At 68.8% G+C, this 25,025-nt stretch carries 26 protein-coding genes; 12 read left to right on the forward strand and 14 right to left on the reverse strand.

Translation table 11 applies throughout. From position 1 onward, the window contains the following. Positions 1-625 precede the first annotated feature (625 nt). Positions 626-2,323 (forward strand): amidase, encoded by a 1,698-nt coding sequence (locus ACH35V_RS18910; protein WP_395973891.1) that lies wholly within the window; start codon positions 626-628, stop codon positions 2,321-2,323. Between the two features lie 189 nt (positions 2,324-2,512). Here ACH35V_RS18910 and ACH35V_RS18915 read toward each other — a convergent pair whose 3' ends face one another. Continuing rightward, the gene (locus ACH35V_RS18915) at positions 2,513-3,121 is read right to left on the reverse strand and encodes an NAD(P)-dependent oxidoreductase (RefSeq protein WP_395973893.1); all 609 of its coding nucleotides are present in this window, start codon (positions 3,119-3,121) and stop codon (positions 2,513-2,515) included. A 69-nt stretch (positions 3,122-3,190) separates the two neighbouring features. Here ACH35V_RS18915 and ACH35V_RS18920 point away from each other — a divergent pair, with 69 nt between their 5' ends. The 4 genes from ACH35V_RS18920 (at position 3,191) to ACH35V_RS18935 (ending at position 5,267) form a co-directional block, all read left to right on the forward strand. Beyond that, positions 3,191-3,535 (forward strand): winged helix-turn-helix transcriptional regulator, encoded by a 345-nt coding sequence (locus ACH35V_RS18920; protein WP_395973895.1) that lies wholly within the window; start codon positions 3,191-3,193, stop codon positions 3,533-3,535. Then, positions 3,532-3,720 carry an ATP-binding protein gene (locus ACH35V_RS18925; protein ID WP_395973897.1) on the forward strand — a complete coding sequence of 63 codons (189 nt, stop codon included), beginning with the start codon at positions 3,532-3,534 and terminating at the stop codon, positions 3,718-3,720. The genes ACH35V_RS18920 and ACH35V_RS18925 overlap by 4 nt, the downstream gene beginning before the upstream one ends. 73 nt (positions 3,721-3,793) lie before the next feature. After that, the gene (locus ACH35V_RS18930) at positions 3,794-4,336 is read left to right on the forward strand and encodes a GrpB family protein (RefSeq protein ID WP_395973898.1); all 543 of its coding nucleotides are present in this window, start codon (positions 3,794-3,796) and stop codon (positions 4,334-4,336) included. Positions 4,337-4,661: 325 nt separating this feature from the next. Then, the gene (locus ACH35V_RS18935; protein WP_395973899.1) at positions 4,662-5,267 is read left to right on the forward strand and encodes a hypothetical protein; all 606 of its coding nucleotides are present in this window, start codon (positions 4,662-4,664) and stop codon (positions 5,265-5,267) included. 749 nt (positions 5,268-6,016) lie between these two features. On the opposite strand, the gene ACH35V_RS18940 is transcribed toward ACH35V_RS18935, so the two are convergent. The 5 genes from ACH35V_RS18940 to ACH35V_RS18960 all read right to left on the reverse strand — a co-directional run bounded on the left by ACH35V_RS18940 (position 6,017) and on the right by ACH35V_RS18960 (position 9,098). Continuing rightward, the gene (locus tag ACH35V_RS18940) at positions 6,017-6,175 is read right to left on the reverse strand and encodes a hypothetical protein (protein ID WP_395973901.1); all 159 of its coding nucleotides are present in this window, start codon (positions 6,173-6,175) and stop codon (positions 6,017-6,019) included. Between the two features lie 61 nt (positions 6,176-6,236). Further along, complete coding sequence (locus ACH35V_RS18945) at positions 6,237-6,665, reverse strand: VOC family protein (protein ID WP_395973902.1); 429 nt, start codon at positions 6,663-6,665, stop codon at positions 6,237-6,239. Positions 6,666-7,019: 354 nt separating this feature from the next. Beyond that, positions 7,020-7,625, reverse strand: coding sequence for a DJ-1/PfpI family protein (locus ACH35V_RS18950; RefSeq protein WP_395973903.1), 606 nt, complete (start codon positions 7,623-7,625; stop codon positions 7,020-7,022). A 19-nt stretch (positions 7,626-7,644) separates the two neighbouring features. After that, positions 7,645-8,598, reverse strand: a complete 954-nt coding sequence (locus ACH35V_RS18955; protein WP_395973905.1) for a DMT family transporter — start codon at positions 8,596-8,598, stop codon at positions 7,645-7,647. Further along, on the reverse strand, positions 8,595-9,098 hold the full coding sequence (locus ACH35V_RS18960; protein WP_395973906.1) for a MarR family winged helix-turn-helix transcriptional regulator: 504 nt from the start codon (positions 9,096-9,098) through the stop codon (positions 8,595-8,597). Before ACH35V_RS18960 ends, ACH35V_RS18955 begins: the two co-directional genes overlap by 4 nt. 736 nt (positions 9,099-9,834) lie before the next feature. Between ACH35V_RS18960 and ACH35V_RS18965 the strand changes: the two genes are divergently transcribed. After that, on the forward strand, positions 9,835-10,023 hold the full coding sequence (locus ACH35V_RS18965; protein ID WP_395973908.1) for a hypothetical protein: 189 nt from the start codon (positions 9,835-9,837) through the stop codon (positions 10,021-10,023). 1,165 nt (positions 10,024-11,188) lie between these two features. Here the strand turns inward: ACH35V_RS18965 and ACH35V_RS18970 are convergent. Beyond that, the gene (locus ACH35V_RS18970) at positions 11,189-11,488 is read right to left on the reverse strand and encodes a hypothetical protein (RefSeq protein WP_395973910.1); all 300 of its coding nucleotides are present in this window, start codon (positions 11,486-11,488) and stop codon (positions 11,189-11,191) included. Positions 11,489-11,933: 445 nt separating this feature from the next. Between ACH35V_RS18970 and ppk2 the strand changes: the two genes are divergently transcribed. Next, positions 11,934-12,737, forward strand: coding sequence for a polyphosphate kinase 2 (gene ppk2, locus ACH35V_RS18975; RefSeq protein ID WP_395973911.1), 804 nt, complete (start codon positions 11,934-11,936; stop codon positions 12,735-12,737). Between the two features lie 242 nt (positions 12,738-12,979). On the opposite strand, the gene ACH35V_RS18980 is transcribed toward ppk2, so the two are convergent. Continuing rightward, positions 12,980-13,573, reverse strand: a complete 594-nt coding sequence (locus ACH35V_RS18980; protein ID WP_395973913.1) for a DUF6461 domain-containing protein — start codon at positions 13,571-13,573, stop codon at positions 12,980-12,982. Positions 13,574-14,009: 436 nt separating this feature from the next. Between ACH35V_RS18980 and ACH35V_RS18985 the strand changes: the two genes are divergently transcribed. Together ACH35V_RS18985 and ACH35V_RS18990 are read left to right on the forward strand one after the other, a co-directional pair. Continuing rightward, entirely contained in the window at positions 14,010-14,351 is a 342-nt protein-coding gene (locus ACH35V_RS18985; RefSeq protein WP_395973915.1) for a hypothetical protein, read from the forward strand. Positions 14,352-14,520: 169 nt separating this feature from the next. Then, positions 14,521-15,822 carry a serine hydrolase domain-containing protein gene (locus ACH35V_RS18990; RefSeq protein ID WP_395973917.1) on the forward strand — a complete coding sequence of 434 codons (1,302 nt, stop codon included), beginning with the start codon at positions 14,521-14,523 and terminating at the stop codon, positions 15,820-15,822. Here ACH35V_RS18990 and ACH35V_RS18995 read toward each other — a convergent pair. Continuing rightward, positions 15,815-16,882 (reverse strand): ornithine cyclodeaminase family protein, encoded by a 1,068-nt coding sequence (locus ACH35V_RS18995; RefSeq protein ID WP_395973918.1) that lies wholly within the window; start codon positions 16,880-16,882, stop codon positions 15,815-15,817. The two genes, ACH35V_RS18990 and ACH35V_RS18995, sit on opposite strands and share 8 nt — an antisense overlap. Then, positions 16,879-17,799, reverse strand: a complete 921-nt coding sequence (locus tag ACH35V_RS19000; RefSeq protein ID WP_395973919.1) for a PhzF family phenazine biosynthesis protein — start codon at positions 17,797-17,799, stop codon at positions 16,879-16,881. Before ACH35V_RS19000 ends, ACH35V_RS18995 begins: the two co-directional genes overlap by 4 nt. Positions 17,800-17,869: 70 nt before the next feature. On the opposite strand from ACH35V_RS19000, the gene ACH35V_RS19005 reads away from it, so the two are divergent. Next, positions 17,870-18,733, forward strand: a complete 864-nt coding sequence (locus tag ACH35V_RS19005; RefSeq protein WP_395973921.1) for a LysR family transcriptional regulator — start codon at positions 17,870-17,872, stop codon at positions 18,731-18,733. 255 nt (positions 18,734-18,988) lie between these two features. Then, positions 18,989-19,153 (forward strand): hypothetical protein, encoded by a 165-nt coding sequence (locus ACH35V_RS19010; protein WP_395973922.1) that lies wholly within the window; start codon positions 18,989-18,991, stop codon positions 19,151-19,153. Between the two features lie 39 nt (positions 19,154-19,192). On the opposite strand, the gene ACH35V_RS19015 is transcribed toward ACH35V_RS19010, so the two are convergent. Further along, positions 19,193-19,552 (reverse strand): hypothetical protein, encoded by a 360-nt coding sequence (locus ACH35V_RS19015; RefSeq protein ID WP_395973924.1) that lies wholly within the window; start codon positions 19,550-19,552, stop codon positions 19,193-19,195. Between the two features lie 1,211 nt (positions 19,553-20,763). Beyond that, on the reverse strand, positions 20,764-21,294 hold the full coding sequence (locus ACH35V_RS19020; protein ID WP_395973925.1) for a TetR/AcrR family transcriptional regulator: 531 nt from the start codon (positions 21,292-21,294) through the stop codon (positions 20,764-20,766). Positions 21,295-21,369: 75 nt separating this feature from the next. Between ACH35V_RS19020 and ACH35V_RS19025 the strand changes: the two genes are divergently transcribed. Continuing rightward, a complete protein-coding gene (locus ACH35V_RS19025) occupies positions 21,370-22,167 on the forward strand; it encodes an NAD(P)H-binding protein (protein ID WP_395973927.1) in 798 nt (265 codons plus the stop codon). 513 nt (positions 22,168-22,680) lie between these two features. Here ACH35V_RS19025 and ACH35V_RS19030 read toward each other — a convergent pair. Together ACH35V_RS19030 and ACH35V_RS19035 are read right to left on the reverse strand one after the other, a co-directional pair. Beyond that, a complete protein-coding gene (locus tag ACH35V_RS19030) occupies positions 22,681-23,910 on the reverse strand; it encodes an acyl-CoA dehydrogenase family protein (RefSeq protein WP_395973928.1) in 1,230 nt (409 codons plus the stop codon). Between the two features lie 94 nt (positions 23,911-24,004). Continuing rightward, positions 24,005-24,988 (reverse strand): glucosyl-3-phosphoglycerate synthase, encoded by a 984-nt coding sequence (locus ACH35V_RS19035; protein WP_395973930.1) that lies wholly within the window; start codon positions 24,986-24,988, stop codon positions 24,005-24,007. Positions 24,989-25,025: the final 37 nt, after the last annotated feature.

The following is a 25,025-nucleotide window of genomic DNA, read 5'->3' on the forward strand; positions in this document are numbered from 1 at the left end:
TCCGGTCACTCGTTGGCCTTCCAGCGCGTCCAGCCATGCCGGGTGGCGAGGGCGTGAGCGCGCGCGGCGATCAGCCGGTCTCGGCCCTGGTGATGCCGCCATGCAACGCAAACTGGAACAGAAGTTCGCCTTAGCGGACGACCCGCCATGGGGATACCGCACCTGCGATGAAGCCGGACTCGGCTCCGGCACTGAGGTGCCCCGGGCTCGGTGACGACCTTGATCGGCAGTGCGCGAGGAGCGTCCGGTGATGGCACCGTGATGGCACAAAAACGGCACCCTCCCGCGCCCAAGGAGACCCAACGAGCCCACACGAAGGACCACCGCGCAGCCGCCTTTACCTCGCCAAACCCACTACGGCCAACCTGGGCCCCACGACCGACGTCACTCCGCTAGTGCGGTTCGGGTGACGTCCATCCCCGGCAGACTTGGTCCCCATCGTGACGGCCGAGCAATGCCGCAAGCACGCGCAGCAGCACAGGTCGGTGCCGCGAGTCAAACGGTGCTGGGCCTTCGTAGCGTCATGTGCCCGTTCTGGTGGTAGCCGCTGCGGCACCCCCAGCCCATAATCAGGGCGCACAGTCAGCGGCTATTCACGGGCGGCAGGGCCGAACGCACATATCCCGTGCTGTACGTCGAGGCGCCAATCGGTGACGAGGAGGCCGATGTGGCAAGACGAAGGCGGAATCTGCGCACACGAGCAACGGCCCTGCTGGCCGGTATCGGCGTCTTGACCGCGCCCGTGGTCACCGTCGGCGCGGCAACGGGTAACGGCGCCGCGTTTGGCGACACGGACGAGGGGGCGGCACCGTCCGATATCGCCGAGTGGGTGGTGGAAATGGACGCCACCAAGTTACGCGGACTGTTGGCGGGCGGCCGGGTCACCTCGGTCCGATTGGTCAAGGCATACCAGGCGCGCATCGATGCCTACGAGCGGGCCTACGCCGACCAGCCCGGTGTCAACGCGGTCATTCGCAGGGACCCCACGGCGATCGCCGATGCCGCCCGGCTCGACGCCGAACGCCGGCGGGGGCGCGTCCGCGGGCCGCTGCACGGCATCCCGATCCTGATCAAGGACAACTACGACACCGAAGACCTGCCCACCTCCAACGGCTCGCTGGCGCTGAGGCACTGGCGCACCGCCGATGACGCCGAACAGGTCGCGCGGCTGCGCGCGGCCGGCGCGGTCATCGTCGCCAAGACCAACCTGCACGAGTTCGCCTCCGGCGTCGAGACCATCAGCTCGCTCGGCGGGCAGACCCGCAACCCCTACGACCAGACCCGCAATCCGGGCGGCTCCAGCGGCGGCACGGGCGCCGGCGTCGCGGCCGGTTTCGGCGCGGCCGGCCTGGGCTCGGACACCTGCGGCTCCATCCGCAGCCCGGCCGCCCACAACAGCCTGGTCGGGTTGCGGCCGAGCCAGGGCCTGTCCAGCCGCGACGGCATCGCGCCGCTCTCCGACACCCAGGACACCGGCGGCCCCCTCGCCAAGTCGGTCGGCGACATCGCACTGATCCTGGACGCCACCGCCGGATACGACCCCGACGACCCGTCCACCAAGGCCTCCATCGGCCAGATCCCACCCACCTACACCACCGCGCTGGACGACACCGCCCTGGTCAACGCCCGCATCGGCGTGTTCACCGACTACCTGAGCACGTCAGGGCCCGCGCAGACGACGAACGCGCTGGTCCGGACGGCCACCCAGGACATGGCCTCGCAGGGCGCGACCATCGTCGATGTGCCGGCCCAACCCGCGCTGATGTCGGCGGTGGACGCCTCCTGGGTGTTCGTCGACGAGATGGAGCGCGACCTCAACCGCTACCTGGCGGCGCCGGGCTCACGATTCCCCCGCTCGCTGGCCCGGCTGGAGCCACCGTCCGACATCGTGACCCTGGCCGACATCGTCACCTCCGGCCAGGTCACGCCCACCGTCCTGACGCGGCTCAAGGAACGGCTGGGCACCTCGACCGGCCCGCAGGACGCCTACCACCAGAAGCTGGCCCGGCGCGCGCAGGCGCAACAGCTGCTCCACAACCTGATGAAGCGCCACGACCTGGACGCACTGGTCTACCCGGCCGTCTCACAGCAAGCCGCGCCGATCGGACAGCCCCAGGAAGGCCTCAGGATCTGCGCCCTCGCCGCCAACACCGGGTTCCCCGCTCTGACGATCCCCGCCGGCTTCACACCCGACGGCATGCCGGTAGGCGTCGAACTCCTGGGACGGCCGTTCAGCGAGCCGACACTGCTCGGGCTCGGCTTCGACTACCAGCAAGCGACACAGCACCGCCGACCACCAGCAAGCACCCCACCCCTGAACTGACCGCGCCACCGCAAACACCCCTTGGACGCACGGCACCACAATGGAAGACACCGCAAGAACCCGCGAGTGAGATCAGGGCCGCCAGCCTGACCGGCAGGGGCCTGAGCGGTTGAGCCCGAGTCCCAACGGGGCGAGGCTCCAGGTCTCACCGGCCTCGGATGCCAGGTCCGCGGGCAGTGACTGGGCCGATCAGTTGCTGATCGCCGGGGCGTTGCGCAGATAGGTCTCATCGGTCACTTGGCTGAGCAGGAAGGCGGCCATGTCGGCACGGTTGATGGAGAGGTTCACTACCCCGTGGCCGTAGTGTCCGACCTTGATGTCTCCGGTGGCGGGCTTGTCGTTGAGCTTGGCCACGCGGACCAGCGTCCAGTCCAGGTCGCTGGCGCGTACCGCCTCTGCCGCGGAGCGCACCTCGGCCCAGGCCCGGGGCGCGGCGGTCTTGACGAATCGGACGAGCGCTTTGAACTTGAGGTCCGGCCGATCGGCCGGGTCTGGAACGCTGCATGTGGACACGACCACGAACCGTTTGACGCCGGCGGTGTCCATGGCGGCGATGATCCTGCGGGTCGCGGCGCTCTCGGAGCCGACGCCCTCGATGACGGCGTCGGCGGTGCGGACCGCTTCGAGGATCGCCTCGTCGTCATCGAGCTGTCCTGCGGCTACGGACAGGTTCGCGTGCGTGATGCGGAGTTTGCCGGGTGTGCGGGCATAGGCCGTGACCTCGTGTCCCGCGTCAAGGGCCTGCTGCACCAGCAGCTGCCCCATCCGTCCAGTCGCGCCGAAGATCGTGATCCTCATGGTGGGGGCGCCTTCCTGACCGAAACCACTAAAGGTTATTTACCAGTGAAGATAGCATAGTGGTTTAGAATGGACGGCATCATGGATCAGGCGGAGGACCTTCAGACGGCGCGGTGCATGCAGATCCTGTCGGTCATCGGCGACCTGTGGACGCTGGCGATCGTGATGACGCTGCAGGAGTCGGGGATGCGATTCAACGAACTTCAGCGGGCCATCCCGAAGGTCAATGCGGTCACCCTGACCAACCGTCTGCGCAAGCTCGAGGAGGCCGGCATTGTCAGCCGGGTCGCGGAGACGAAAAGCAAGCAGTCGACGGTGTACGACCTCACTCCGTTCGGTCGCAAACTGCTGCCGATCGTCGATGCGGTGCGTACGGTCGCGCTCGACCTGGAGCGTTCAGGGCACGCCCCATGAACGGGCGACGGACACATGCCAAGCCCGCCCGAAAATGGGGAAGCGTATTCGGCGACGAGGTCCTGGCCACCACTATCCTCGGCAGGCTCCTGCACCATTGCGAGGTCATCGCCATCAACGGACCAAGCTACCGACTCAGGAACCGTCTCGCCGCCGTCGAGACCCGAGTCGCCGCCACCGGCTGAACCAGGACGTCCCCGCAACCCACAAGCAGATCCTCAGTCCAGCACCACTCCCGCACACCTTCAGGCGGCGCGCATGACACAGGAGGCCTCCGCCTTCCTCGGACTGGGGCTCGAGTACGGAACAGTGCGCATCTGTGACAGTGATCCACGATGGCCCCGAGCCTTCGAGCACCTCGCAGCCAGGGCGCAGGCCGCACTCGGCGCGATGACGGTGGCGGTCGAGCACGTCGGCTCGACCGCAGTTCCCGGTCTCGCCGCCAAACCGATCCTTGACATAGCAGTCGCACTCAGCCCACACGCAAAGACCAAGGACGTCGTCGCGGCGCTTGAGCCGCTCGGCTATATCTACCGCGGCGATAAAGGTGACCAAGGCGGCCTGCTGTTCGTCCTTGAGGACCGCCCCGCGCACAGGATCGCCCACCTCCACGCGGTCCGCCACGATGACGCCCAATGGCACCGCTGGATGTCCTTCCGCGACCTCCTACGCACCGACCCCACCGCGCGCGCCGACTACGAACGGCTCAAACGCGAACTCGCCCACCAGCATCCTCACAATCGGCAGGCATACACCACCGGCAAGACATCCTTCGTCACCACACCACGAGCAACCAACTGACACCCCACCGGCAGCTCTGCACGATTACCCGTACTCGGCTCTGCACATCAGCGAGTACGCCGACACTCGTCGAGGAGCTGAGCGCCTCGAACTTTCCGTCAGTGAGATCGACATCGTGATGCGCTGGCCTCAGCTACCTGGTTTCGGCACGCTACGTCCGGAGTCGGCCCACGGCCGGGAATCGCTCGGGGAATGTCGGGTGCCTGTTCTAGAGTCTGGCTCCTATCCGGCTGATGGACGCCTGGGGGCTGCGGCTATGGCACAGCGTTGGATAACCAAGGATGGTCGGCGGATCCCGATCGGCGCCGAGAGCGGTGGTGCCGGTATGGCCGTCGCGGCGGGATTGGCCGCGGTCATGGTCGCGGGGGGCGGCGGAGTCGCCGGCGGGGCGGGAGGTGCGTCGGTGAGCGCCCAGTCCGTCAGCGCCCGTAAGGCGGACGCGAAACGTGCCGCGCGTAAGAGCGACGCCAAGCAGGCATGGCGCCGTATCGGAATGCGTCGGGTGAAGCAGACGGCCACCAGGCGGAACCTCAGGTGTGCCCGCGCCACGTTCGGGGAGGTGCAGCGATCCCTCATTCGCAATCCGTGCACGTCTCTGGACCGGATGCTGTTCGCCATCACCGACCGGCGTGGGAACACCGCCCTTGTCTCGGTCGCCTGGGTGAAGTTCCGTACCGGCGGCGACCGGAGGCGGTTCCAAGAGGTGATCGACGTATACGGCACCGGCGATATCAAGCCGCTGGCCGCAGGCCTGCTCGGCATGCGCGACATTCGGTTCACTGGCCGCTACTACCACTCGATTCCCAGAAGTGCGCGGCTCACAGTCGCCGAAGCCGAGACCGTCACGGGAACCTTTGATCCCAAGGTGCTGGATGGATTCGCCGAGATCGCAGCCGAACTGCCGAGTCCGCCGGACCGCCGACGGCGCTGACCTTCGGACGTCTACCGCGCGTTCGTCCAGGCCCGCCCAAATCACCGGCCACCCGAGAGACCTCCTCAGATGAGCTGGCGGGACAGGCCTCCACCGACACGACGCAGGCAGCGCCAGTGGCCGCACAGGCGCTCGCCGACGCCGCCGAGGTCGACGGCACCCCCATCACCCTGCGGACCCCGATCCCAACAGCGGCGACGCACAACCGACCAATCACGCCAACAACAACCAGACCACGTCATCCCCACGCCCCTGACCACCGATGCCGAATCGGCAATGGTGTCCAGGCGATCAAGAAAGGCAGCCATTCGGCCGAGGTCGCCTTCCGGTATCGCGGGCCGCCCAGGCAGATCACGAACAGCCAGGTGACGCCAGCGCTCACCGCCGCCCCCACTGGGCACGCGTTCATCGACTGGCGGCTCGACCTGCCCGGGGCGGGGCCTGGATTGCGATGCCGGCCGCATGGACCGAGGCGCCCGGTCAGACGGCGGTCAGACGGAGTTCGCCGCCAGACCTCGACTGATGATCGGCATGCTCGCAGACGCGCGCACCCGTACCGCAATACCAGCTGGTGCATGTGCTTGTAGCTGATCACTACGGCGATTCCGGCCAACATGATGACGCTGGCCGGCGTGCTGCACGTTCTCCGATGCCCGCCCAACGGCTTCTGGCGAGCGGACGTCCGTCCGTTGTCCCAGACCGTTCGGTAATGCCGCGGCGGCCGGTGGCGCCTGCACGAGCCTTGGTCATCAGGGCTGGCCGGCGCGAAAGCTGTCCACCCGCACCTGGGAGTCAGGGCACATCTGGTCGAGCCTGGACGGCTCCCTCATCGCGGTCTTCGTCGACAGATGGCGGGTGAGCGTCCATGGCTGAGCACGGAGGCTCGCCAGGACGGCCGCAACGGCCACGACGGCCACCCGCCATCGCCGACGTCGTCCGAGGATCTCGGCCGGGCGGACCTCATGGGACTTAGGGACGGACGTAGGGCCGGGTCATGATCTCCATGTTGTGGCCGTCCGGGTCATCGAAGTACGCCCCGCGACCACCGAACAGACTGTTGATCCGGCCGGGTTCGGTGTGGCCGGGGTCGGCGTAGTAGGTGACCCCCACCGCCTCGATGCGGGCGATCATGGCGTCGAACTGCGCGTCCGGCACCAGGAACGCGTAGTGCTGCGGCTGGATCGGCTCGTCCCTCTTCTCGTAGTAGTCGAGCGTCACGCCGTTGCCGAGGTCGACGGGCAGGAACGGCCCGAACGGAGCACCGACCTCCAGCCCCAGGATCGCGGCGATGAACTCGGCCGCCAGGCGCCGGTCCTTGGCGTGGACGACGGTGTGGTCGAGCTGGACGGAGGTCGCCGACACCTCGGACTCGTGCGGGCGCTGCTGGTCGTACGTCATCAGGGATGTGCCTCTGGGGCTTGGATCCGATGGGACGGGAAGTTGTAAGGGCTGCGAAGCGATGGCGCGGCGAGGGCGGGCCTCTCGTCCGCCTCGCGCTCACGCCGAGGCCGGGAATCCTGTCCGCGCGTGCCCCACGGCCGACCCGGCAGTCACCCGACCGACTCTAGTGCGCACGGCCCGCACTGCCGGGGCTCGGCCCGACTCGTGACAGCGGTGAAGCGGTCGCCGAAACTCGTTCCCGCACCTGCTTCGCCGCGCGGACCCCGCCGATGCTCCACCTGTACCGCATCGGGGACCGTTTCAGATGATCCAGAGCGGGCTTCGTATCTTGTTCGACGAGACTCGGCCGCTTTAGAGGGGTTCGTCGGCGAGGTAGGGCGGTGCGGGCTCGTATTGGATGCCGCTCATGACGTCTCGGGCGTGGTCGCGGCCGTGCAGGCGGCCGATCAGCCACAGCGCCATGTCGATGCCGGCTGACACGCCCTGGCTGCTGAGCAGGTTGCCGTCCACGACGTAGCGGGCGTCGCGAACGACGGTGATGTCGCCACGGGCCTCCAGTTCGTCTTCCAGCGGCCTTTCGGTGGCCACGCGGCGGCCGCGGGACGGACCGGCCGCGTGCATCAGGAACGCGCCGGTGCACACGCTGGTGGCCCAGTCGGACTGCGCGGCGGTGCGTTTGATCCAGTCCAGCACGGCGGGATCGGCCATCAGGGCCTCGATGCGGGAGTGGGCGCCGCCGGGGACCAGGAGCACGTCCAACGGGGGGTGGTCGTCGAAGGTGTGGTCGGGGAGCACTCGCATGCCCTGGTTGCACTTCACGGGGTCGAGGTTCTGGGCGATGAGCACGGCGGTGTCGACGCGGTCGCGCCGCCTTGAAGAGAAGGTGAACACCTCCCAGGGGCCGACGATGTCCAGTTCCTCCGCCCCGTCGAAGATGAGGATCCCGTAAGTGGTCATGGTGTGCTCCCTTTCTGGATCAGACCGATGGTGTCTTCAGCGGAGGCTGGAGGCCGTGCGGGGGTATCCTTGCCTCGACGGCGCCGAACCGTTCGTGGGTGTGATCTGTCTTTTTGACGGCGGGGAAGAGCATGATCCCGGCGACGACCAGCACCGCGCCGCTGAGGTGCCACACCGTCAGGGTCTCGTTGAGGAAGGCCACGGCGGTCAGCACGCCGATCACCGGGACCATGTTGAGGATCAGGCCCGCCATCCCGGCGGGCACGTACCTGATCGCACGGTTGTAGAGCAGGAAGCTCAGCGCGAAGCAGATGCCGCCGACGAACAGCGCGGCGAGCCAGTACCGGGGGGCGACGTCGGTCGGGACGGCCTCGCGTCCGGTCAGCCACGCCCATGGCGCCAGCGGCGCGACGAACAGGGTGCCGAAGGTGAACTGGTAGGTGGTCATGGTGACGGCGTCGACCGTCGGCGCGACCTTCGCGGCGAGGGTCACATAGAGGGCAGCCGCGGCCGAGCCCGCCACGACGATCAGGTCACCGGCGTTGAATCCCGACCCGATGTCGCCGCCGCTGAGAGCGAGGACGCCCGCGACCGCCAGCACCAGGCCGAGCAGGGAGCGGCTGCGGACGCGCTCGCGCAGGAATACGGCGGCCAGGACGAGCACGAAACATGATTCGGTCACCCCGAGCAGCGACGCGTTCGTGGCCGTCGTGAGGGTAAGGCCCACCGTGAGGCCGCCGTAGGCCAGCGCGGGCTCCATCAGCCCGAGCAATGCCAGGCGCCGCCAAGCTGGGGGCGTGCGAGCACCGCGTACCAGCAACACCGCCCACAGCACTGCGGTCGCCGCGGCCAGCTTGACCGAGAGCATGGTCACCGGACCGAACCCGGCCAACGCATACTTGGTCGCCGTGGTGGCGCAGCCCCATCCCGCCGCAGCAGCGATCAGAATCAGCCGGAAATGGCCGGTGCTCATGACACCGACCTTTCAACCGGGCACAGATCCTGCGGGCAAGCGTGGTAGTCGCACAGCCGGCAGATCCGGTCCGCACGGTAGCGGTCCCCCGCCAGGCCGGCCAGCATCGGCTCGGCCACCTCGGCCAGCACCCGCCGTTGCGACTCGGTCAACGGCTCCAACACCCGTCGCAGCACCGCTCGCCGTTCGGCGACGATCGCCTCGGCGAGCTCCTGCCCCCGCTCGGTCAACCACAGCGACACACTGCGCTTGTCCCGCCCGGGGCGCCGTTCGACCAACCCATCGGCGACCAGCCGGTCCACCAGCCGCACTGTTCCCGAGCCGGTGATCCCGAGGACCTTGCTCAAGTCCTCGATGCGCTCACCCGGCACGAAAAGGATCGTCGTCAGGGCCGAGGCGCCGCTGGTCCCGTGCGCACCTGACTGACGTGTCACGTCTTCCAGCTCGTCTGCCAGCGCCACCACGAGCGCGCTGAGGAGGTTCGCTGATCTATCGTCCATATCTTCGGACGATAGATGACTGAGTCAGTCATGTATAGACCTGTTGGGCGTCCTTCGTCACCTGTGGGGTGCGAGAACTCGGTCCCGAGGCTCTGACCTGTGGTTCCTCCCGTAGGGTCATGCGGCGTTCCGGTAGTCGCTGATCCAAGCCTTCAACGGCTCGCCAACATTTGAGTTGGACGTAAGACGCAGGTCGGTGGCGACCGGCCGCAGCAGCGGTGGAGGTGGCGGTCGATCCCGTGCCCAACCCAGCGTTCGGCGATTGCGTTCGCCCAGGGGCGCGGACCGGCGTCCGGATCACCCGGACACCGAACGAGGTGAACACCTCATCGAGCACGCTAAGCCACCCACGCACCGGTCGGATTCGCCGTGACCCCGCTACGTGCGCAACCCGGGTGGCGTGCTCGATGAAGACAACACGTAGATCCGTCCGCACAGCATCGTGCCGACGTGGGACAGGTCGCAGGCGACGATCCCTTCGCCCTGCGTCTTCAGGAACTGCGCCCATGTCGCGTACGGTGCCGGGCGGCACTCGGACACCGGCCCCGGCGAGATCACCGCTGATCCGCCGATAACCCCGACTCGGGTTCTCACGAGCCGAACCGCGTGCCGCATCGCGGATGTCCTGCCAGGCCAAGGGACGACCGGGACGTGTGCGCGGGGTAGGTCCACTTGCGGGTGAGCAGGCGACGGTGCCAGTTCAGCAACGTCGCCGGCGTCACCAAGAAGCTCATCCATGACGCTGAGGCAGCGACCGCGACCGCGCAGCCAGCAGAACCCGATCCCAGTCGTTCAGTTCAGGCCGGTCGACCTGACGGCGCAGCACTGCGACCTGATGCCGACGCACAAGAATCTCGATCTCCTTGGCGCGGTCACCACGGGCGAACAACGCCACAAGCTGCAGGATCCGACGAGCAGAAGGTAAGCACACACCAAGCCATAAGCAGGAGGATGCCAGTACCAGCACGTGCTCCGACCACGAAACGCAGGTCAGGCTCTGAACCCCGGTTTCCGCACCCACACGGTTGTAGTTCCGATCGAGGATTTCCGCCCGGCACGCTTGCGCGCTGGTCCGCCGGCCGATTCGGCGATCAGGGGATGATGACCTCGGTTGGGGAGACGACGCGAACTGACGTGACGAGGATCCCCTCGCGCTTGCAGCGCTCCAAGACATAATCCCGCAGCGACGGGCTCAGATCCTCCAAGTGGTTCCGGCTCTCGACAGGGCCGTTCTTTGACGTACGCCGTCTCTTAGAAGTCAAATCGATGATCGCCTCAATGGCAGAAGAAGTAATCCGAACGCTGTCACGTAAAATGTCCGTGTACCCGCGATGTCCCAGCCGATACATCGCGTCGCCCCACGTCACCCTAAGATACACCAGCAGGAACGGCCAGCCTGGCCGCCTCACCTTGCTCAGTCACGCTGCCTCCCTGCAAGGGCCACCACTGTGTCGGCTCCGAGTGGACTCCGCCAAGTCGAACGAGTTCGGCAAGCGGATGACGGAGCACAAGCCTCCACACGACGGGGGATGCCTCAGTCCAGGCCAGTGCCTGCCGGGTAGGCGACCTGCGCGGCGGCCAGATCGTCGCGGTATCGCACCGCCGCAGCCCAGCTGCTTCCCGGCGCCGCTGCCCGCGCAGAGCGATCATGATCGCATGGTTTCTCACCTCTGCGTTCGAGAGGTCCGCGACCTTCCCGCACGCTGGCCCGACGAGCCCGTGGCGCCCCTGCCATCGAGCAGAGCGCCGACTGAGGGTCTAAGAACTCGGCGAGAATAGCGTCACAGTCGTCATCATCAGGGCACAGCCGGTTCGTCGTACCGCACCCACCCCAGGACCTGTTGCTCATGGGCTATATGGGTAACGTGCATCCGCGTGACGGAGATTCCTGTGACTAATCAGCCTCTGACCAAAAGCTGACGAAAGAGCATCCCAGAGAGTGCAGCTTCAGCGATGGTCCTGCATCCGGGCGGTTGGAGATCGGTCGCCAGAAACGCGTGGGAACAATCGCCAAGACCCGTGGATTGGAGTCGCGCCGGCCCAGCAGTGATAGGCGCCTGCGTCGACCTTGCTGCCCGACGCGATGGTGACTATGTGTCGGCCAGCGAAACGGTCGCGGTCTTCGAGTACCGCCGCGATGCCAAGCGCTGCCGCCGGTTAGACGACGAGGCCGGCGGGGTCGAGGAGCATTCGCCTGCCGGTGGTGATCGACGCCTCCTTGCCCAGGACGACATCGTCAGCGACCAGAAGGAGGTCGTCCAGGACGGCCTGACCGGGACGCCGACCGGCGACGCCGTCAGCGATAGCCGGATGCCCTCATGGCGCGCGATGGCCGCCCACTCGCGTGCCACGTCGAAGTCGCCGTCCACCCGCTCCAGGCTGGCGTCCAATGCACGGATGCGATCAAGCTTCGCGGCGGGCGCGGAGCGGACGCCACAACGTCCAGACCCGGCCGCGACCGGACCAAGCGAGGGCCTGGCCGAGGTTGCCCGCGCCGGCGCACACCACGGCTCCCGAGCCATTGTCCGCGGACCGGCTCGCGACGGAGATCATGAGGCGACGCTACGGCCAATGTACAGAAGGACAAAGCCCGGACATCTCGCCTGCTTAAGCACCTTCCCGCTACACGCAACCGGCGGTGGGGCTCGTGGTCGCCTCGGCAGTGAGTTGTGGGGTTCCGGTCGTCGCCGTCGCGATGTCGGTGACCGGAGGAGGATCGCATGCGTGTGAACGCCCATCTCGACGTGGAGATCGGGCCCACGAGACCGAGCACGGCTGGCCGTGGCCCGGGAAGGACCAGCGTCCGCGGGCCGGAGGATCGGGTAAGGATGGTGCATGAGCAAGGCCAAGCGGTTGCCCCGAGGGGTGTACGAGCCGGAGCTGGCGCGTCTGCAGACGGAGCTGGTGGAGCTGCAGGAATGGGTGCGCAGCGAAGGCGCCCGCGTCGTCGTGGTGTTCGAGGGACGGGACGCCGCCGGCAAGGGCAGCACGATCAAGCGGGTCACCGAGTACCTCAACCCCCGCGTCGCCCGGATCGTGGCGCTGCCCGCGCCGACCGACCGCGAGCGCACGCAGTGGTACTTCCAGCGCTACACCGAGCACCTGCCCGCCGCCGGAGAGATCGTCCTGTTCGACCGTTCCTGGTACAACCGGGCGGGCGTCGAGCGTGTCATGGGGTTCTGCACCAAACAGGAATACACGCGCTTCCTGCACCAGTGCCCGATCTTCGAGCGGCTGCTGGTCGAGGACGGGATCCTGCTGCGCAAGTACTGGTTCTCGGTCAGCGACGCCGAACAGGAACGCCGTTTCCGTAGCCGGCTCGACGATCCGATGCGGCGGTGGAAACTGTCGACGATGGACCTGGAGTCGATCACCCGCTGGGAGGACTACTCGCGCGCCAAGGACGAGATGTTCGTCCACACCGACATTCCCGAGGCGCCCTGGTACGTCGTGGAGAGCGAGGACAAGCGGCGCGCACGGATCAACATGATCGCCCACCTGCTGTCGACGATGCCTTACCACGCCGTGGAGCGCCCGCCGCTGGAGCTGCCCAAGCGTCCGCCCCCGAAGGGCTACGAGCGGTCACCGCGCGACATGCAGTCCTACGTCCCCGACCACTCCTCGACCCTGCTCAAATGACGCCAGCCCCACGGCCGGATAGACCTGAACAAGATCGCCCGGCACTCGGACGACATCCTGCACGTAGTCCACACGAGCGTCGTCTTTTTGTCGTCGTCGACCACCGGCCGGCGGCCGCCGGCACAGCCGAGGCGGCGGGGAGTTTCCAGGCCGCCTCGTGATCGCTGGAATCCCGCGATCGCAGGGCGCCTTCGGATGGTGCGGAGCACCGGCTGGGGTCCGGGTCGCACTTCGGTGTCGGGTCAGTCCGGCACGGCGCCCAGCAGGTAGACCGCCTCCTGGAACGTCTCCTCGGTGAGGGAGACACCGGTGATGTGTTCTGCCAGCGCGAACGCCTTGGCGATCGGGTTCGTCTCGCCTTCGTCCTCGATGAACTGGAAGCCGATGGCGCGCATGGCGTCCGTGAGGTCGGTGACGGCAGTGCCCTCCCGCTCCTCGGGCCAGAACGGCGGGAGGTAGAGGCGCAGGTCTCCGTCCTCCAGCCAGTAGAAGTGATCCTGGGTGTAGATGCTGTTGGAATGGCAGACCAGTTGGGTGCCGGCTGACAGCCGAGTGAGCCTTTGACGGTCGGCGAGCAGGTACGCGCCGGGCTCGAAGGCCACCGCCCAATCGTCGATCGGGAAGATGCCGACCAGGTCGTCGTCCTCGCGCTCGTTCATCCAATGCTCGTACACGGCTTCGGCTCCGATGATGCGCGGCGGATCGGTCGGGCGAAGTCTCAGCCTCTCCAGAAGGTGTTGAGGCGACAGGCCGCGCACCATCGCCACGGCGTAGTTCTCGCGGGGGTCTCCGGGGCAGCGGCCCGTCCAGGTGAAGTTTTCGTCAGATTTGATCATGGGGTGGCATGTTGCCATCTCTTGCGGACATTTCATCCCAGGCGATACCGAGGCAGCGCGCCCGTCCTGCGGCGAGGAACAGTGGCGAGCGTAGAGGCGGCTCAGAGCGAAGACGCGCGCGAAGCCGCCACGGCATTCGCCGAGGGACGGTCACCGCGGGAGCACGCGCGCCGGACGTCGCCTGGCCGTCTCGGCCCAGCCGACCGCTCAGCCGACCGGGAAATGGGCGGCGTCCGGTCAGCGCGGGCGCGTTCGGCTGGTCGATCGGCTCCGGGTGTCCGCCGTTGATGACGTCGGGCGCCGGCCGCCGGGCCGTCTGCCTGCCGGTCGGCCGCCGCTCCTCGCGCTCCTGACGCATGTCCAATCCTTAGTTGCTGTAGTGAACTAGCATGCTCTACGGTAAGTATCTCTAGTGAACTTATCGATGGGCCCGGCCATGCCGCTGATCGACCTCACACTGCCGCGCGACGCGCTCTGCGACGACGCCGCGGCCGAACTCATGGAGACGCTCACTCGCACGCTCCCGAAATGGGAGCGCGCGGAACCGGGGGAACGACGCGGCCGAGTCGATCCCTGGACGTTCCCGCACGAGCCCGCCCTGGTCACGGTGACAGGACGTCCGGTGCAACGGCCCCGCCAACGGATCATGGTCGGAGTGCCGCAGGCGACGCTCGACGAGGACGCCTTCCGCGTCATCGGTGATCATCAACGGGAACTGGGGCAGCGCCGGCCACATCTTCCGGCTGCCCGACATCCTCGCCTTCGCCGCCGCAAGTGAGCAGGAGATCCAGCGGCGCACGGCCTGGCTTCACCATCCGCATGCCTGGACAGGCGACATCGGCGCACCACCAGTGCGCTCACCACCTGCGGCCCAGGCCGGTCTTCCGGAGTGTGGCGAAGGCAGCGCGGTACCGCGCTGCCCGCCTCGTGCAGGCACTGACTGCCCCGTGCAGGCACCGATCGCCGGGCCGGAGTTCGACGTCGAGATCCTCGGCGCCGGCGGCCTCCACCGGGCCGTCCAGGAGTTGCGATCGGTGGGACGTGATCGGTCCGCAGAACCATCAACGACATCCGACAACCAGGAGCAGCCGATGCGTATGCCCGCCAGCACCACCGTCCTGACCTCCGCCCTCGTCCTCGCCCTGACAGCCGCCCCCCGGACCGCAGCCGCCACCGCCGCGCCCGCCGCCCCGACGACCTCCCGCAGCATCACCGCAGGTCCGGATGCCGAAGCTCTGGCAGCCGCGATCTGCGGACTGCCGAACGCGGACGCGACCGCTGCTCTGGTGCGGGTCGGCGGCACCGACGGCAGGTGGCGTGGCAGCGCGGGTGTGCACGACCTCGTGAGCCACCGGCGGGCGGATCCGCATGCGCGATTCCGGGCCGGTTCGACCACGAAGGCGGTGACGGCCGCGGTCGTGCTGAAGCTCGCGGCGGAGGGGAAGGTCGACCTGGGCAGGCCGGTGCAGCACTATCTCCCGGGGCTGCTGGGCCGGGCGTTCAAGCCCATCACCGTACGGCAGCTGCTGAACCACACCAGCGGCATCCAGGCCGGTGACGGCTTCGGGGACACGTTCGAGGAGGTGTACGCGCACCGGTTCGACACGCTGACGCCCCAGCAGGTCGTTGCGTCGGCGGCGGCGAAGGGGCCGGAGTTCGGTCCAGGAACCCGGCAGCACTACCTCAACATCAACTACACGATTCTCGGCATGCTGATCGAGAAGGTGACCGGGCATCCCTACGCGGCGGAGGCGACCCGGCGCGTGCTGCGCCCCGCCAGGATGTGGCACACCTACTTCCCCGGCACCGATCCTCGTATCCACGGCCGGCACAACCGCGGCTACCAGGCGGTGAAACGGGCCGATGGCACGACCAAGTTCGTCGACGTCACCGAGTGGAACCAAGCGGACCGCTGGGCGGCAGGCGACATGATCTCCACGACGGTGGACCTGGAGCGACTGATCACCGCACTGTTCCGGGGCCGGATCGTCCCCCGGCCGCAACTGGAGGAGATGTTCACGGTCCCGGCGAACATCGACGGCGCGACGATGAGCGTCGGGCTCCAACGCTACAAGTACAGCGGCAGGGTCTACTGGCTCAAGTCGGGCGCCCGCTACGGCTACAGCGCGTTGATCGCCGCGTCCCGCGATCTGAGCCGCGTCCTCGTCCTCTCGATCAACTCCACGGACGCGAAAGGCGACGGGATGAACCCGGTGGCCCAGCGGATCGGCCATGCCGCGCTCAAATAGCAGCGTGGTGTCGTTCGTCCGGCGGACGGCGTTTCCCGGCGGTCCGGCGCAGGTCGAGGATCGATGCCGGGAGTGATGCCCCGGCACTGGGCGGCTGGTCCGCCCTCAACCGGGGGAGCACGACCTCCGCTGCCGCGAGGTCCTGGACGCCGAGGCCGATGAGTTTGGCGATGGTGATCTGCGTTCCGGGTCGGCGGGCATGACCGGCCGGCATGAGTTCGCCGAGTTCCGCGTCGATGCCGGCTTCGGTGACGGCGCGGCCCGCGATGGCGGCGCGCAGGTCGCCGGCGTGGACGGGTGCGTCGGCCCTGCTGTCGACGACGAGGAGATCGGCGCGCGCGAAGCACTCGGGGTCGAGTTCTGCCTTCGTCGCGTCGTCGGCGCCGACCGCGGTCACGTGCTGGCCGGGACGCAGCCAGGACCCGTCCACGATCGGCCGCCTGCTGGATGTCGCGGTGACGATCACGTCGGCGCCGCGGACGGCCTCCCCGGCGGTGCCTGCGATGGAGACGGCGACCTCGGGTGCACGGGCGCTGATCGCGGCTTGCAGTGTCCGCGCGGCGGCGGCACGCCGCCCCCAGACCAGCACGGTGTCGATGGGCCGTTCCGCCATGGCCGCGAGCGCCTGGAGATACGCCTGGACCCCGGTGCCGAGGACGGCGAGCGTGCGGGCGTCATGAGCGGCGAGCAGCCGGGTGGCGAGGGCCCCCGCGGCCGCGGTGCGGACATCGCTGAGGTGATGCTCGTCCTGCAGCAGCGCCAGGAGGTCCCCGGTGGCGGCGTCGTGGACCGCGACGTATCCGCTGCCGCCCGGCAGGCCGCGGGCGGCCCGTGCCGCGAACCAGGCCGCCACCTTGACGGTGAACACCGGCCGCCCCGGCAGCCAGGCCGACTTGACGTGCACGTCGCCGTCCGGGCCCGCGGGCGCGAAGACCGTGACGGGCGACTCGCCGAGTCCGCGGCTGAAGGCGGCCAGGGCGTCCGCCACCGGGTCCACGAGGTCCTCGAACCCGACGGCGCGCCGGATGGCGTCGGCGTCGAAGACCTGCGGGACGGTCACCTCGGCTCCGGCCGCGGGAGGACGTGGAGGGCACCCGTGCCCACCAGGGCGACGTCGCCGCTCACGGTGACTCTGCCGGGCCGCTCCGGGGTACCGTACGCGGTGATCGCGATGGTGCTGGGCCTGCCGGTGAAGCGTCCCTGCGACAGCAGGGTCCGGACACCGTCCCCGGCGCGCCCATGGTGCAGCAGGTAAGCGGCGACGCATCCGGCCGCGCTGCCGGTCGCGACGTCCTCGACGACGCCGTCGTTGTTCCAGTGCCTGCCCTCGGGCGCGGACGCGTCGAGCACGTAGGCGAACTGCGCGTCGTGGCGTCCGAGGAAGCCCTCGAAGTCCGGGGCGGTGATCCGGGCGCGGGCGAGCGCGTCGCCGTCGCGCACCGGGACGATGAGATAGGAGAGGCCGGTCGACCACACCTGCGGCGGGAGCCGCTGATCGAGGTCGCCCGGGGACAGTCCGAGCCGACCGGCGATGGACGCGGCGTCCCCGGCAGGCGGTGTGCCGACCAGTTCGGGCCGGCCGGCGTCCATCAGCGCGGTGAGCCGGCCCGCGGGATCCCGGCGCGTGGTGACCCGCACCGTCCTGGCGGCCAGGTCGATCGTCCATTCGCACTGGGCGTCGTCGGGTGCGCTGCTGAGACCGTGCAGCACGGCGGCCGCCCCCAGGACCGGGTGCCCGGCGAAGGGAAGCTCTTCGATCAGGTCGAAGATGCGGGCATCGGCGGCCCGCCCGTCCCGCCGGGCCACGAAGATCGTTTCGAAGTGGCGCAGCTCCTTGGTGACGGCGGCCATCTGGGCCGTCGTCAGGGGCGGCGGATCGACGAAGACGGCGAGGCTGTTGCCCGTGTAAGGCTCCTCGGCGAAGACGTCGACGTGGTGGTGCGCGACCGGTCGGGGCGGACGCTGGGCTCGTGGCATGGAACCAGGCTAGAAAGCCGTCGACCCATCGAGAAGAGCGATATCGGCATGGCACACATAAGATTTCCCAATGGAGCGGGACTTCGAGATCGCCGACCTGCGTTCGTTCGCGGCGGCCGTGCGTGCGGGCAGCATCACCCGGGGCGCGGCGGCACTCCGGCTGAGCCAGCCGACCGTCAGCCAGCGCGTCCAGCGCCTGGAGCGCGCCGCCGGAGAGCGGCTGCTCCTGCGGGAACCGCGCGGCATCCGGATCACCCCCGCCGGCGAGACCATGCTCGCCTACGTGGAGCGAGTCCTCGCGCTCCACGACGAGGCGCGCGCGGCGGTCGTCCGGCACGGGGACGCGCCGGACGGACGGCGCACGCTGGGCCTCCTCGAAGACCTCGCGGTGACCATCCTGCCCACCGCCCTCGCCGACTTCGCCGCGCTGCGTCCGCGGATCGATCTGGAGGTGATCATCGGGACCGCGGCGACGCTGCGCCCGCTCGCCGATCACGGCCGCGTGGACCTGGTGTTCGGCGACCCGTCCGTCATGAGCGAGAACGCCGTCCGATGGCGGCGCCGCGTGCCCCTCTCCTGGGTCGCCGCGGTCTCGCTGGACCCCCTCCCCGATCCCCTGCCCCTGGTCATGTTCTCCCAGCCGTGCCAGTGGCGCGCTCCGGTGCTGGACGCGCTCAGCCGGCGCGGACGGTCATGGCGGATCGCCTTCCAGAGCAACAGCGTCCACGCCGTCCAGGCCGCGGTCAGCGCCGGTATCGGGGTCGGCGCGCTGCTTGCGGGCAACATCCCCGCGGGTGCGGCGCGCCTGTCCGCACGCGACGGCCTGCCGGATCCGCCCGAAGTGGAGATCGCCGTGTCGCGGCGCCCCGGCACCGAGACCGATACCGCCCTGGACAGCCTCGAACGCCTGCTCCACCGGGCGGTCGCCCCGTAGGGCACCTACCACCCGGCTCCATGAGCCACGTCAGGCGCGCTGAAATGAACAGGACCGGCGCTGCGTCCAGGCCGCGGAGACGGCTGCGGCCGCTCGGGCAGGTGGCTGTGACGGTCTGCGTCGAAGCCCTCATAGCCACGCGGTCGTGAGACGACGTAGCTAGTCAGTCGGGCGATCAAACAAAGCGCACCGTGGGATGTAATGCAGGCCCACCGACCAAGAAGGAGAAACACCGGCTACCGAAAGGTGCAGTGGATGTCAGAAGGCTCCTCAAAAACCTCCTCGCAAGCCAGAGATCTCCAGCAGGTCATGCGCGACCCTGCGGCCTTCGAGGTGTTCTACCGGCGGAATGCCGCAGCGGTCTGCCGATTCATGCCACGGCGGATGAGCGATCCGCACACCGTCGATGCGAACTCCTGAAATCGAGCGCTCCAAAGTTGAACACCCAAATTCTCTCGATCACTCGAGTTCCCGCATCCAGCTAGGCAGCAGCCGGCGGGGCGGAACGATATAGATCCCACCGATGAGGCACAGAAGCCCAGAACAGCAGGCCAGGAAACCTCCCAGCCACAGCGGAATAGGATCGAGAAGGTAGTGCAGCCCCACCGCGAGCAGCATAAGGAGCATGGCACCGGCCATCCATGGGAACACCAGTGGGGAGGTCGTCGTGTTCAACTTGATGGGATACCAGGAACGCCACCGCCCGCTGAAGGCAAGGACACCGGCCACGACACAGCCGATAAGAAAGATGACGAGCACCACCATGCCAACGACCGCGAGAATCGGGTTATCGAGACCCGGTTTCTCGGGTGCCGCCATCCGAAGCATTTGAAACATCAGCGGATTCTCCCAGGCCAACCGCGCATGCCTGTCCTCCCAAAGCCCTAAGAGCATCGACGAATACTCTACGACACATCCTCGCCACAAGCGCGAGCAAACGCGGATTCGGCAGCCCGCAGTTGATCATGCCTGGGGACGACTTGAGGTCACCCGGGGGCCTGCTACACCGCACACGCTGGTGCCACGCCGGCCAGCCGCAGCAGGCTGGCCAATGATCCGGTCACCGCGGCCTACCTTGCGGCCGGAACGCGGTTGATCGAGTCCCATCTGGGCCGCAAGCCGTCCGGACGCCAGTGGACCCACGACAATGAAATCTCGATCGAGCCGGAACGATGTCGGCACCGCATTCCGGCTTCGGGTCACTACCGTGTGTGGCCCGCAGCGCCAGGCTCTGCTGCCCTAGTCCGCCGCCCGGTCGACGTGTCGGGGGTACTGCCGCGCGGAACCGTAAGTTCACCCCGGCACCACTGGTCACGCTGCTCGCCTCGGTCCACTCGTGGCTGGAACGACTGCGTTCCGATCGACTGACAGCTCGCACCGCTCGTGTGACCCACCGAGCCGGGCCTGAGCTGGAAACGCAAACCGCGCACGACGCGATCGCCCAAGTTCACCCAGGTGATACTCCGGCGTCCAAGACCCCGTGGGTGAGACGATCCGCCGACTCGGGCCTGAAGGCGGCGGTCTCGACGGGGCGGCGGCTCGGGGTGCCGTGGATGGCGCTGGCGCCGGTCTGGGCTGCTGGCCGGCAGCTACGATCCGGCCGGGATGGGCGCGACGCCCAGACGGCGGATGGCGGTGTCGAGGTAGAGGGCGCGACGGCAGGCTCACTCCGGTGGCGTGGTCGGCCGAGAGGCGCTCGATCACCTGGTCGGTCATGACGATCTCGCCATCCCCGCTCATCGTGGCGCTCTGGATCAGCGCCAGCATCTGCTCCTCGCGCTCGGTCACGGCCCGGACGGCGCGCCCCCGCGGTGAGCCGAGATACTCCGCTGGCGCGGTCGCGGTGGCGGGCGTCCTCCGGCCCCGGATGCTCACGGCGTGGAGATGGCCCGTGCACTGTACGAGATGAAGGGCGATGACGGGAAGCGCCGCAGCAGGTCGCTGACCGGCTCGCGTCAGCCGCGCCACGATCCACCGCCGCCTTGACCCGGCAAGCCGGTCTCGGCGTCGGAGGACGCCGCTGCCCCCGATCACCTACTGGGGCGGCCAGGCTGACGTCGGTCGAGGCCGTCGAGGATGAGAGACAGGAAGCGTTCCGGAATGACGCCGGGGTGGCAGGCGAACACGTTGAGCAAATCCATGAGGTCGCCGGTGCCGACATCTGAACGCATCGCACCGTCCGCCTGCGCCTGCCTTACCAGCTCGTCGAGTCGTTGCACCAGCGCCTGCCTCGCCTGCGGCGCAGAAGCCCCGGCCAGCGCGGCCGCGGTGGCGCCGCGGCCCTTCTCCACGCTGTAGACGACGAAGGCGCGAACGGCCGCCCACGCGTCAGGCTCGGCCGCCACGGCGCGGTCGAGACCGTCCATCAGCTCGTGAACGTACTGCTCCGCCAGGGCGGCGAGCAGCACGCTGCGGTCGGGAAAGCGGCGGTAGAGCGTGCCGACGCCAACGCCGGCGCGGCGGGCGATCAGCTCCATCGGCGCATCCGCGCCACGCTCGGCCACCGCGTCGCGTGCCGCCTCCAGGATCCGGTCCCGATTGCGGCGGGCATCGGCGCGCATCGAACTCCCTGAACTGGACGACAGTCTTCCGCTTAGTATAGAACCGGAAACTGACATTCCGCTTAGGAGGTTGCGATGATTGTGGTGACGGGTGCCACAGGCACGGTCGGGCGCGCGCTGATCGAGGAACTCGGCGGTGCGGCGCGAGCTGTGGTACGGCGCGCGGAACAGGGCGAGGAACTGGGATGCGACCACGTGGTCGGCGACCTGGAGCGGCCGGAGAGCATCCCGCTCGAACCGGGTGACAGGCTCTTTCTCAATAGCGCGCTATGGCCGGGTTTCGTGCGAGCGCACAAGGCGGTCATCGATCACGCGAGGGCGGCGGATGTGGCGCAGGTGGTGACCGTCTCCGTACGCGGCGTGGCATCGGGCAGCCTGCTCGGGTTCGGCATGCATGGGCAGGTGGACGAGCATCTCAAGGCGTCGGGGGTGCCGTGGTCGATCCTGGCGCCCGTCGGCTTCATGCAGAACCTGGCGGGCGACGTCGACGAGGAGGGGCGGATCTTCGGCGCGTACGGCAGGGGCGGCGTCGGCTACATCGACGCGCGTGACATCGCGGCGGTCGCAGCCCTGCTGCTCACACGTCCAGTCGGGGCCGACGCCACGTACGAGCTCACCGGGCCGGTGGCGCCCACGCATGACGAGGTCGCCGCCGAGCTCACCCGAGCACTCGGCCGGTCCGTGCGTTACGTGGATCTGACGGTCGAGGAAGCCGCCGTTCACCTGGAGAAGCGCGGCATGCCCGCCCAAGCGGCCCGTGACCTGGCCGAACTCATGTCGCAGATCGGGGACGGGCGCTGGGCGAGCACGACCACGACCGTGGCCGACATCCTGGGTCGCGAACCGCGTTCGCTGCGGGAGTTCCTTGGATAGACGTGGGCAGCGGTGGCCGAGGAGCAGGAACCCGACCGCCGCCCCTGCGCCGAACGCCGCGATCAGTCCCGCTCCGCACCCGCACCACCTCCGAGCAGCAGGCGCTCCCCATCTCCTGCGTGGTGAGGACGATCGGTTCAGGCCGTAGCCGATCAGGCGACTTCGGTGTAGGACTCGAAGAGCCGCGGTGCGTTGCGGTGTGGCTTGTCGAGAAGGTGCGTCCAGCATTGCGCGACGAGATCGCGCGCTTGTGTCCCGGGCCAGGGCTAGCGGCTCCAGGCGCGGTGGGAGGCGACTCTGGACGAGAGACTCGCGATCTGCCCGACGTCGCCGGTGCCGCTGCTGAACGAGCTGCTCGCCGCGCGGCGGGTCGCCGTCGCCGCGCCCCACTTTGGGGTGATCGTCTCCCGATCGTCTCCCAATCGGGCGCGAGACCGTGGCCACAGTGTTGCGGCGGGTGCGCCGCTGCCCAGCGAGCGTCGCTGAGAGTCTGGTCGTTCGTGCAGGACAGCGCTATCTGACGGGGAGGCCGGTCACGGTGCGGCCGATGACCAGGCGTTGGATCTCTGAGGTGCCCTCGAAGATGGTGAAGATCTTGGCGTCGCGGTGCATGCGCTCGACCGGGTAGTCGCGGGTGTAGCCGTTGCCGCCGAGGATCTGGATGGCCTCCTCGGTGACGTTCACCGCCATCTCGCTCGCCATGAGCTTGGCCATCGAGCCCTCGGCGTTCTCGAAGTCCTTGCCGGTGCGGGCCATCCACGCGGCGCGCCAGACCATGAGGCGCGCGGCGTCCAGGCGGCATTTCATGTCGGCCAGCTTGAAGGCGACGGCCTGGAAGTCGCCGATCTTCCGGCCGAACTGCTCGCGCTCGCGCGCGTACTGCAGGGCGTAGTCGTAGGCGGCGCGGCCGATGCCGAGGGCCATCGCGCCGACGGACGGGCGGGTGGTCTCGAACGTCTTCAGCGCGGCCTGGCCCTTGGAGCGCTTGCCCTCGCGGGTCCGCGCGACGCGCTCGTCGAACTTCTCCTTGCCGCCGACGACGTTGCCGCTGGGGAGGCGGACGTCGTCCAGGATCACCTCGGCGGTGTGGGACGCGCGGATGCCGTGCTTCTTGAACTTCTGGCCCTGCCGCAGGCCCGGGGTGTTCGGCGGGACGATGAAGCTCGCCTGGCCGCGGCTGCCGAGTTCGGGATGTACGGAGGCGACGATGATGTGGACGTCGGCGATGCCGCCGTTGGTCGCCCAGGTCTTGGTGCCGTTCAGCACCCATTCGTCCTTGGCCTCGTCGAACACCGCGCGGGTGCGGATGGCGCCGACGTCGCTGCCGGCGTCGGGCTCGGAGGCGCAGAACGCGCCGAGGCGGACGTCGTCGGGGGTCCCGAACATCTGCGGGACCCACTCGGCGATCTGCTCGTTGGTGCCGACGGCGGCGATGGACGCGGCGGCGAGCCCGGTGCCCACGATGGACAGCCCGATGCCCGCGTCGCCCCAGAACAGCTCCTCGAACGCGACGGGGATGCCGAGGCCGGTCGGCTCGAGCCACTGGGTGGCGAAGAAGTCGAGCGAGTAGATGCCGACCTTGGACGCCTCCTGGATCAGCGGCCAGGGGGTCTCCTCGCGCTCGTCCCACTCCTCGGCGGCGGGACGGATGACGTCCCTGGCGAACCCGTGGACCCAGTCCCTGACCTCGCGGACGTCCTCGCTCGGCTCCAGCGAGAAGGGCGTCGGTTCGGCGCTCGTCATGGCTAATTGACCCTTCCTCCAATATCGCTGTTACCAACGGTAGCACCTTCCCGAGTTACCGCGGGTAACACCGTGTCCGACGCCACAGCGCGGGCTAGTGGCGGCCGGGTGAGAACGAGCGGGCGGCGGCGTAGCCGGGGACCTCGATCATCGGGGGGCGCTCCCCCACGGCCACGTCGGTCGTGCGGGCGTCGTGGCCGTCCGCGGCGCGGTGGAAGCGGGTCAGCGCGGTGGACGGGGCTTCGAGCGGCATCATCCGGCCGTGCCGTTCCAGCCGCGACCAGGCGGTCAGCATGATCTGGCCCGACATGGCGCCGAGCGCCTCGGTCGACTGGTGGGCGTGGACGCGGCGTCCGAGGTCGACCTGCGCGATCGCGTCCAGGCCGGAGTCCTGGTAGACGTCGAGGAGGAGGCCGAGCTCCACGCCGTAGCCGGTGACGAACGGCAGGCGCTCCAGCAGCGTGCGGCGTCCGGCGTACTCGCCGCCCAGGGGCTGCATGACGCCGGCGAGCAGCGGCCAGTGCAGGTTGATCAGGGGGCGCGCGACCAGCTCGGTGACGCGGCCGCCGCCGCCCTCCACGCGGCGTTCGCCGTCGACCAGGGGGCGGTCGTAGCAGCCCTTGACGTAGCCGACGGACGGGTCAGTCAGCAGCGGCCCCAGCAGCCCCGTCACATACGACGAGGTGAACTCGCGCAGGTCGGCGTCCACGAAAACGATCAGGTCGCCGGACGTCACCGCGAGGGACTTCCACAGCGCCTCGCCCTTGCCCGACATGCGGCCGTGCCCGGGCAGGACGGCGTCCTGCGCGACGACGTCGGCGCCCGCGGCGGCGGCCACGGCCGCGGTCCGGTCGGCGGAGCGGGAGTCGACGACGACGATCTCGTCCACCAGCGGGATCCGCTCGACCAGGTCGGCCCGGACGGCCGCGACGATCGCCCCGACCGTCGCCTCCTCGTCGCGCGCGGGCAGCACGACGCTGATCCGCGCGTCGCCCTTGGCGGCGAGCAGCAGCCGCGGCGGCCAGTCCTCCGCCGCGCTGGTGCGGCGGGCCAACCACGAAGCGACCTCTGGCAGCACGCGCTCTCCCTCCCGTGCGGGCCGTCCGGGACCCGGC

It is taken from the genome of Actinomadura sp. 1N219, from assembly GCF_044326405.1.
Taxonomy (GTDB): Bacteria; Actinomycetota; Actinomycetes; order Streptosporangiales; family Streptosporangiaceae; genus Spirillospora.

Excerpts from the sequence above, each read along its gene's own strand:
- ACH35V_RS18915 (WP_395973893.1), bottom strand. The coding sequence starts at position 3,121 with ATGAGGATCACGATCTTCGGCGCGACTGGACGGATGGGGCAGCTGCTG.
- ACH35V_RS18920 (WP_395973895.1), top strand. The coding sequence starts at position 3,191 with ATGGACGGCATCATGGATCAGGCGGAGGACCTTCAGACGGCGCGGTGC.
- ACH35V_RS18925 (WP_395973897.1), top strand. The coding sequence starts at position 3,532 with ATGAACGGGCGACGGACACATGCCAAGCCCGCCCGAAAATGGGGAAGC.
- ACH35V_RS18930 (WP_395973898.1), top strand. The coding sequence starts at position 3,794 with ATGACACAGGAGGCCTCCGCCTTCCTCGGACTGGGGCTCGAGTACGGA.
- ACH35V_RS18935 (WP_395973899.1), top strand. The coding sequence starts at position 4,662 with ATGGCCGTCGCGGCGGGATTGGCCGCGGTCATGGTCGCGGGGGGCGGC.
- ACH35V_RS18945 (WP_395973902.1), bottom strand. The coding sequence starts at position 6,665 with ATGACGTACGACCAGCAGCGCCCGCACGAGTCCGAGGTGTCGGCGACC.
- ACH35V_RS18950 (WP_395973903.1), bottom strand. The coding sequence starts at position 7,625 with ATGACCACTTACGGGATCCTCATCTTCGACGGGGCGGAGGAACTGGAC.
- ACH35V_RS18955 (WP_395973905.1), bottom strand. The coding sequence starts at position 8,598 with ATGAGCACCGGCCATTTCCGGCTGATTCTGATCGCTGCTGCGGCGGGA.
- ACH35V_RS18960 (WP_395973906.1), bottom strand. The coding sequence starts at position 9,098 with ATGGACGATAGATCAGCGAACCTCCTCAGCGCGCTCGTGGTGGCGCTG.
- ACH35V_RS18965 (WP_395973908.1), top strand. The coding sequence starts at position 9,835 with ATGACGCTGAGGCAGCGACCGCGACCGCGCAGCCAGCAGAACCCGATC.
- ppk2 (WP_395973911.1), top strand. The coding sequence starts at position 11,934 with ATGAGCAAGGCCAAGCGGTTGCCCCGAGGGGTGTACGAGCCGGAGCTG.
- ACH35V_RS18980 (WP_395973913.1), bottom strand. The coding sequence starts at position 13,573 with ATGATCAAATCTGACGAAAACTTCACCTGGACGGGCCGCTGCCCCGGA.
- ACH35V_RS18985 (WP_395973915.1), top strand. The coding sequence starts at position 14,010 with ATGCCGCTGATCGACCTCACACTGCCGCGCGACGCGCTCTGCGACGAC.
- ACH35V_RS19000 (WP_395973919.1), bottom strand. The coding sequence starts at position 17,799 with ATGCCACGAGCCCAGCGTCCGCCCCGACCGGTCGCGCACCACCACGTC.
- ACH35V_RS19005 (WP_395973921.1), top strand. The coding sequence starts at position 17,870 with ATGGAGCGGGACTTCGAGATCGCCGACCTGCGTTCGTTCGCGGCGGCC.
- ACH35V_RS19010 (WP_395973922.1), top strand. The coding sequence starts at position 18,989 with ATGTCAGAAGGCTCCTCAAAAACCTCCTCGCAAGCCAGAGATCTCCAG.
- ACH35V_RS19015 (WP_395973924.1), bottom strand. The coding sequence starts at position 19,552 with ATGGCGGCACCCGAGAAACCGGGTCTCGATAACCCGATTCTCGCGGTC.
- ACH35V_RS19020 (WP_395973925.1), bottom strand. The coding sequence starts at position 21,294 with ATGCGCGCCGATGCCCGCCGCAATCGGGACCGGATCCTGGAGGCGGCA.
- ACH35V_RS19025 (WP_395973927.1), top strand. The coding sequence starts at position 21,370 with ATGATTGTGGTGACGGGTGCCACAGGCACGGTCGGGCGCGCGCTGATC.
- ACH35V_RS19030 (WP_395973928.1), bottom strand. The coding sequence starts at position 23,910 with ATGACGAGCGCCGAACCGACGCCCTTCTCGCTGGAGCCGAGCGAGGAC.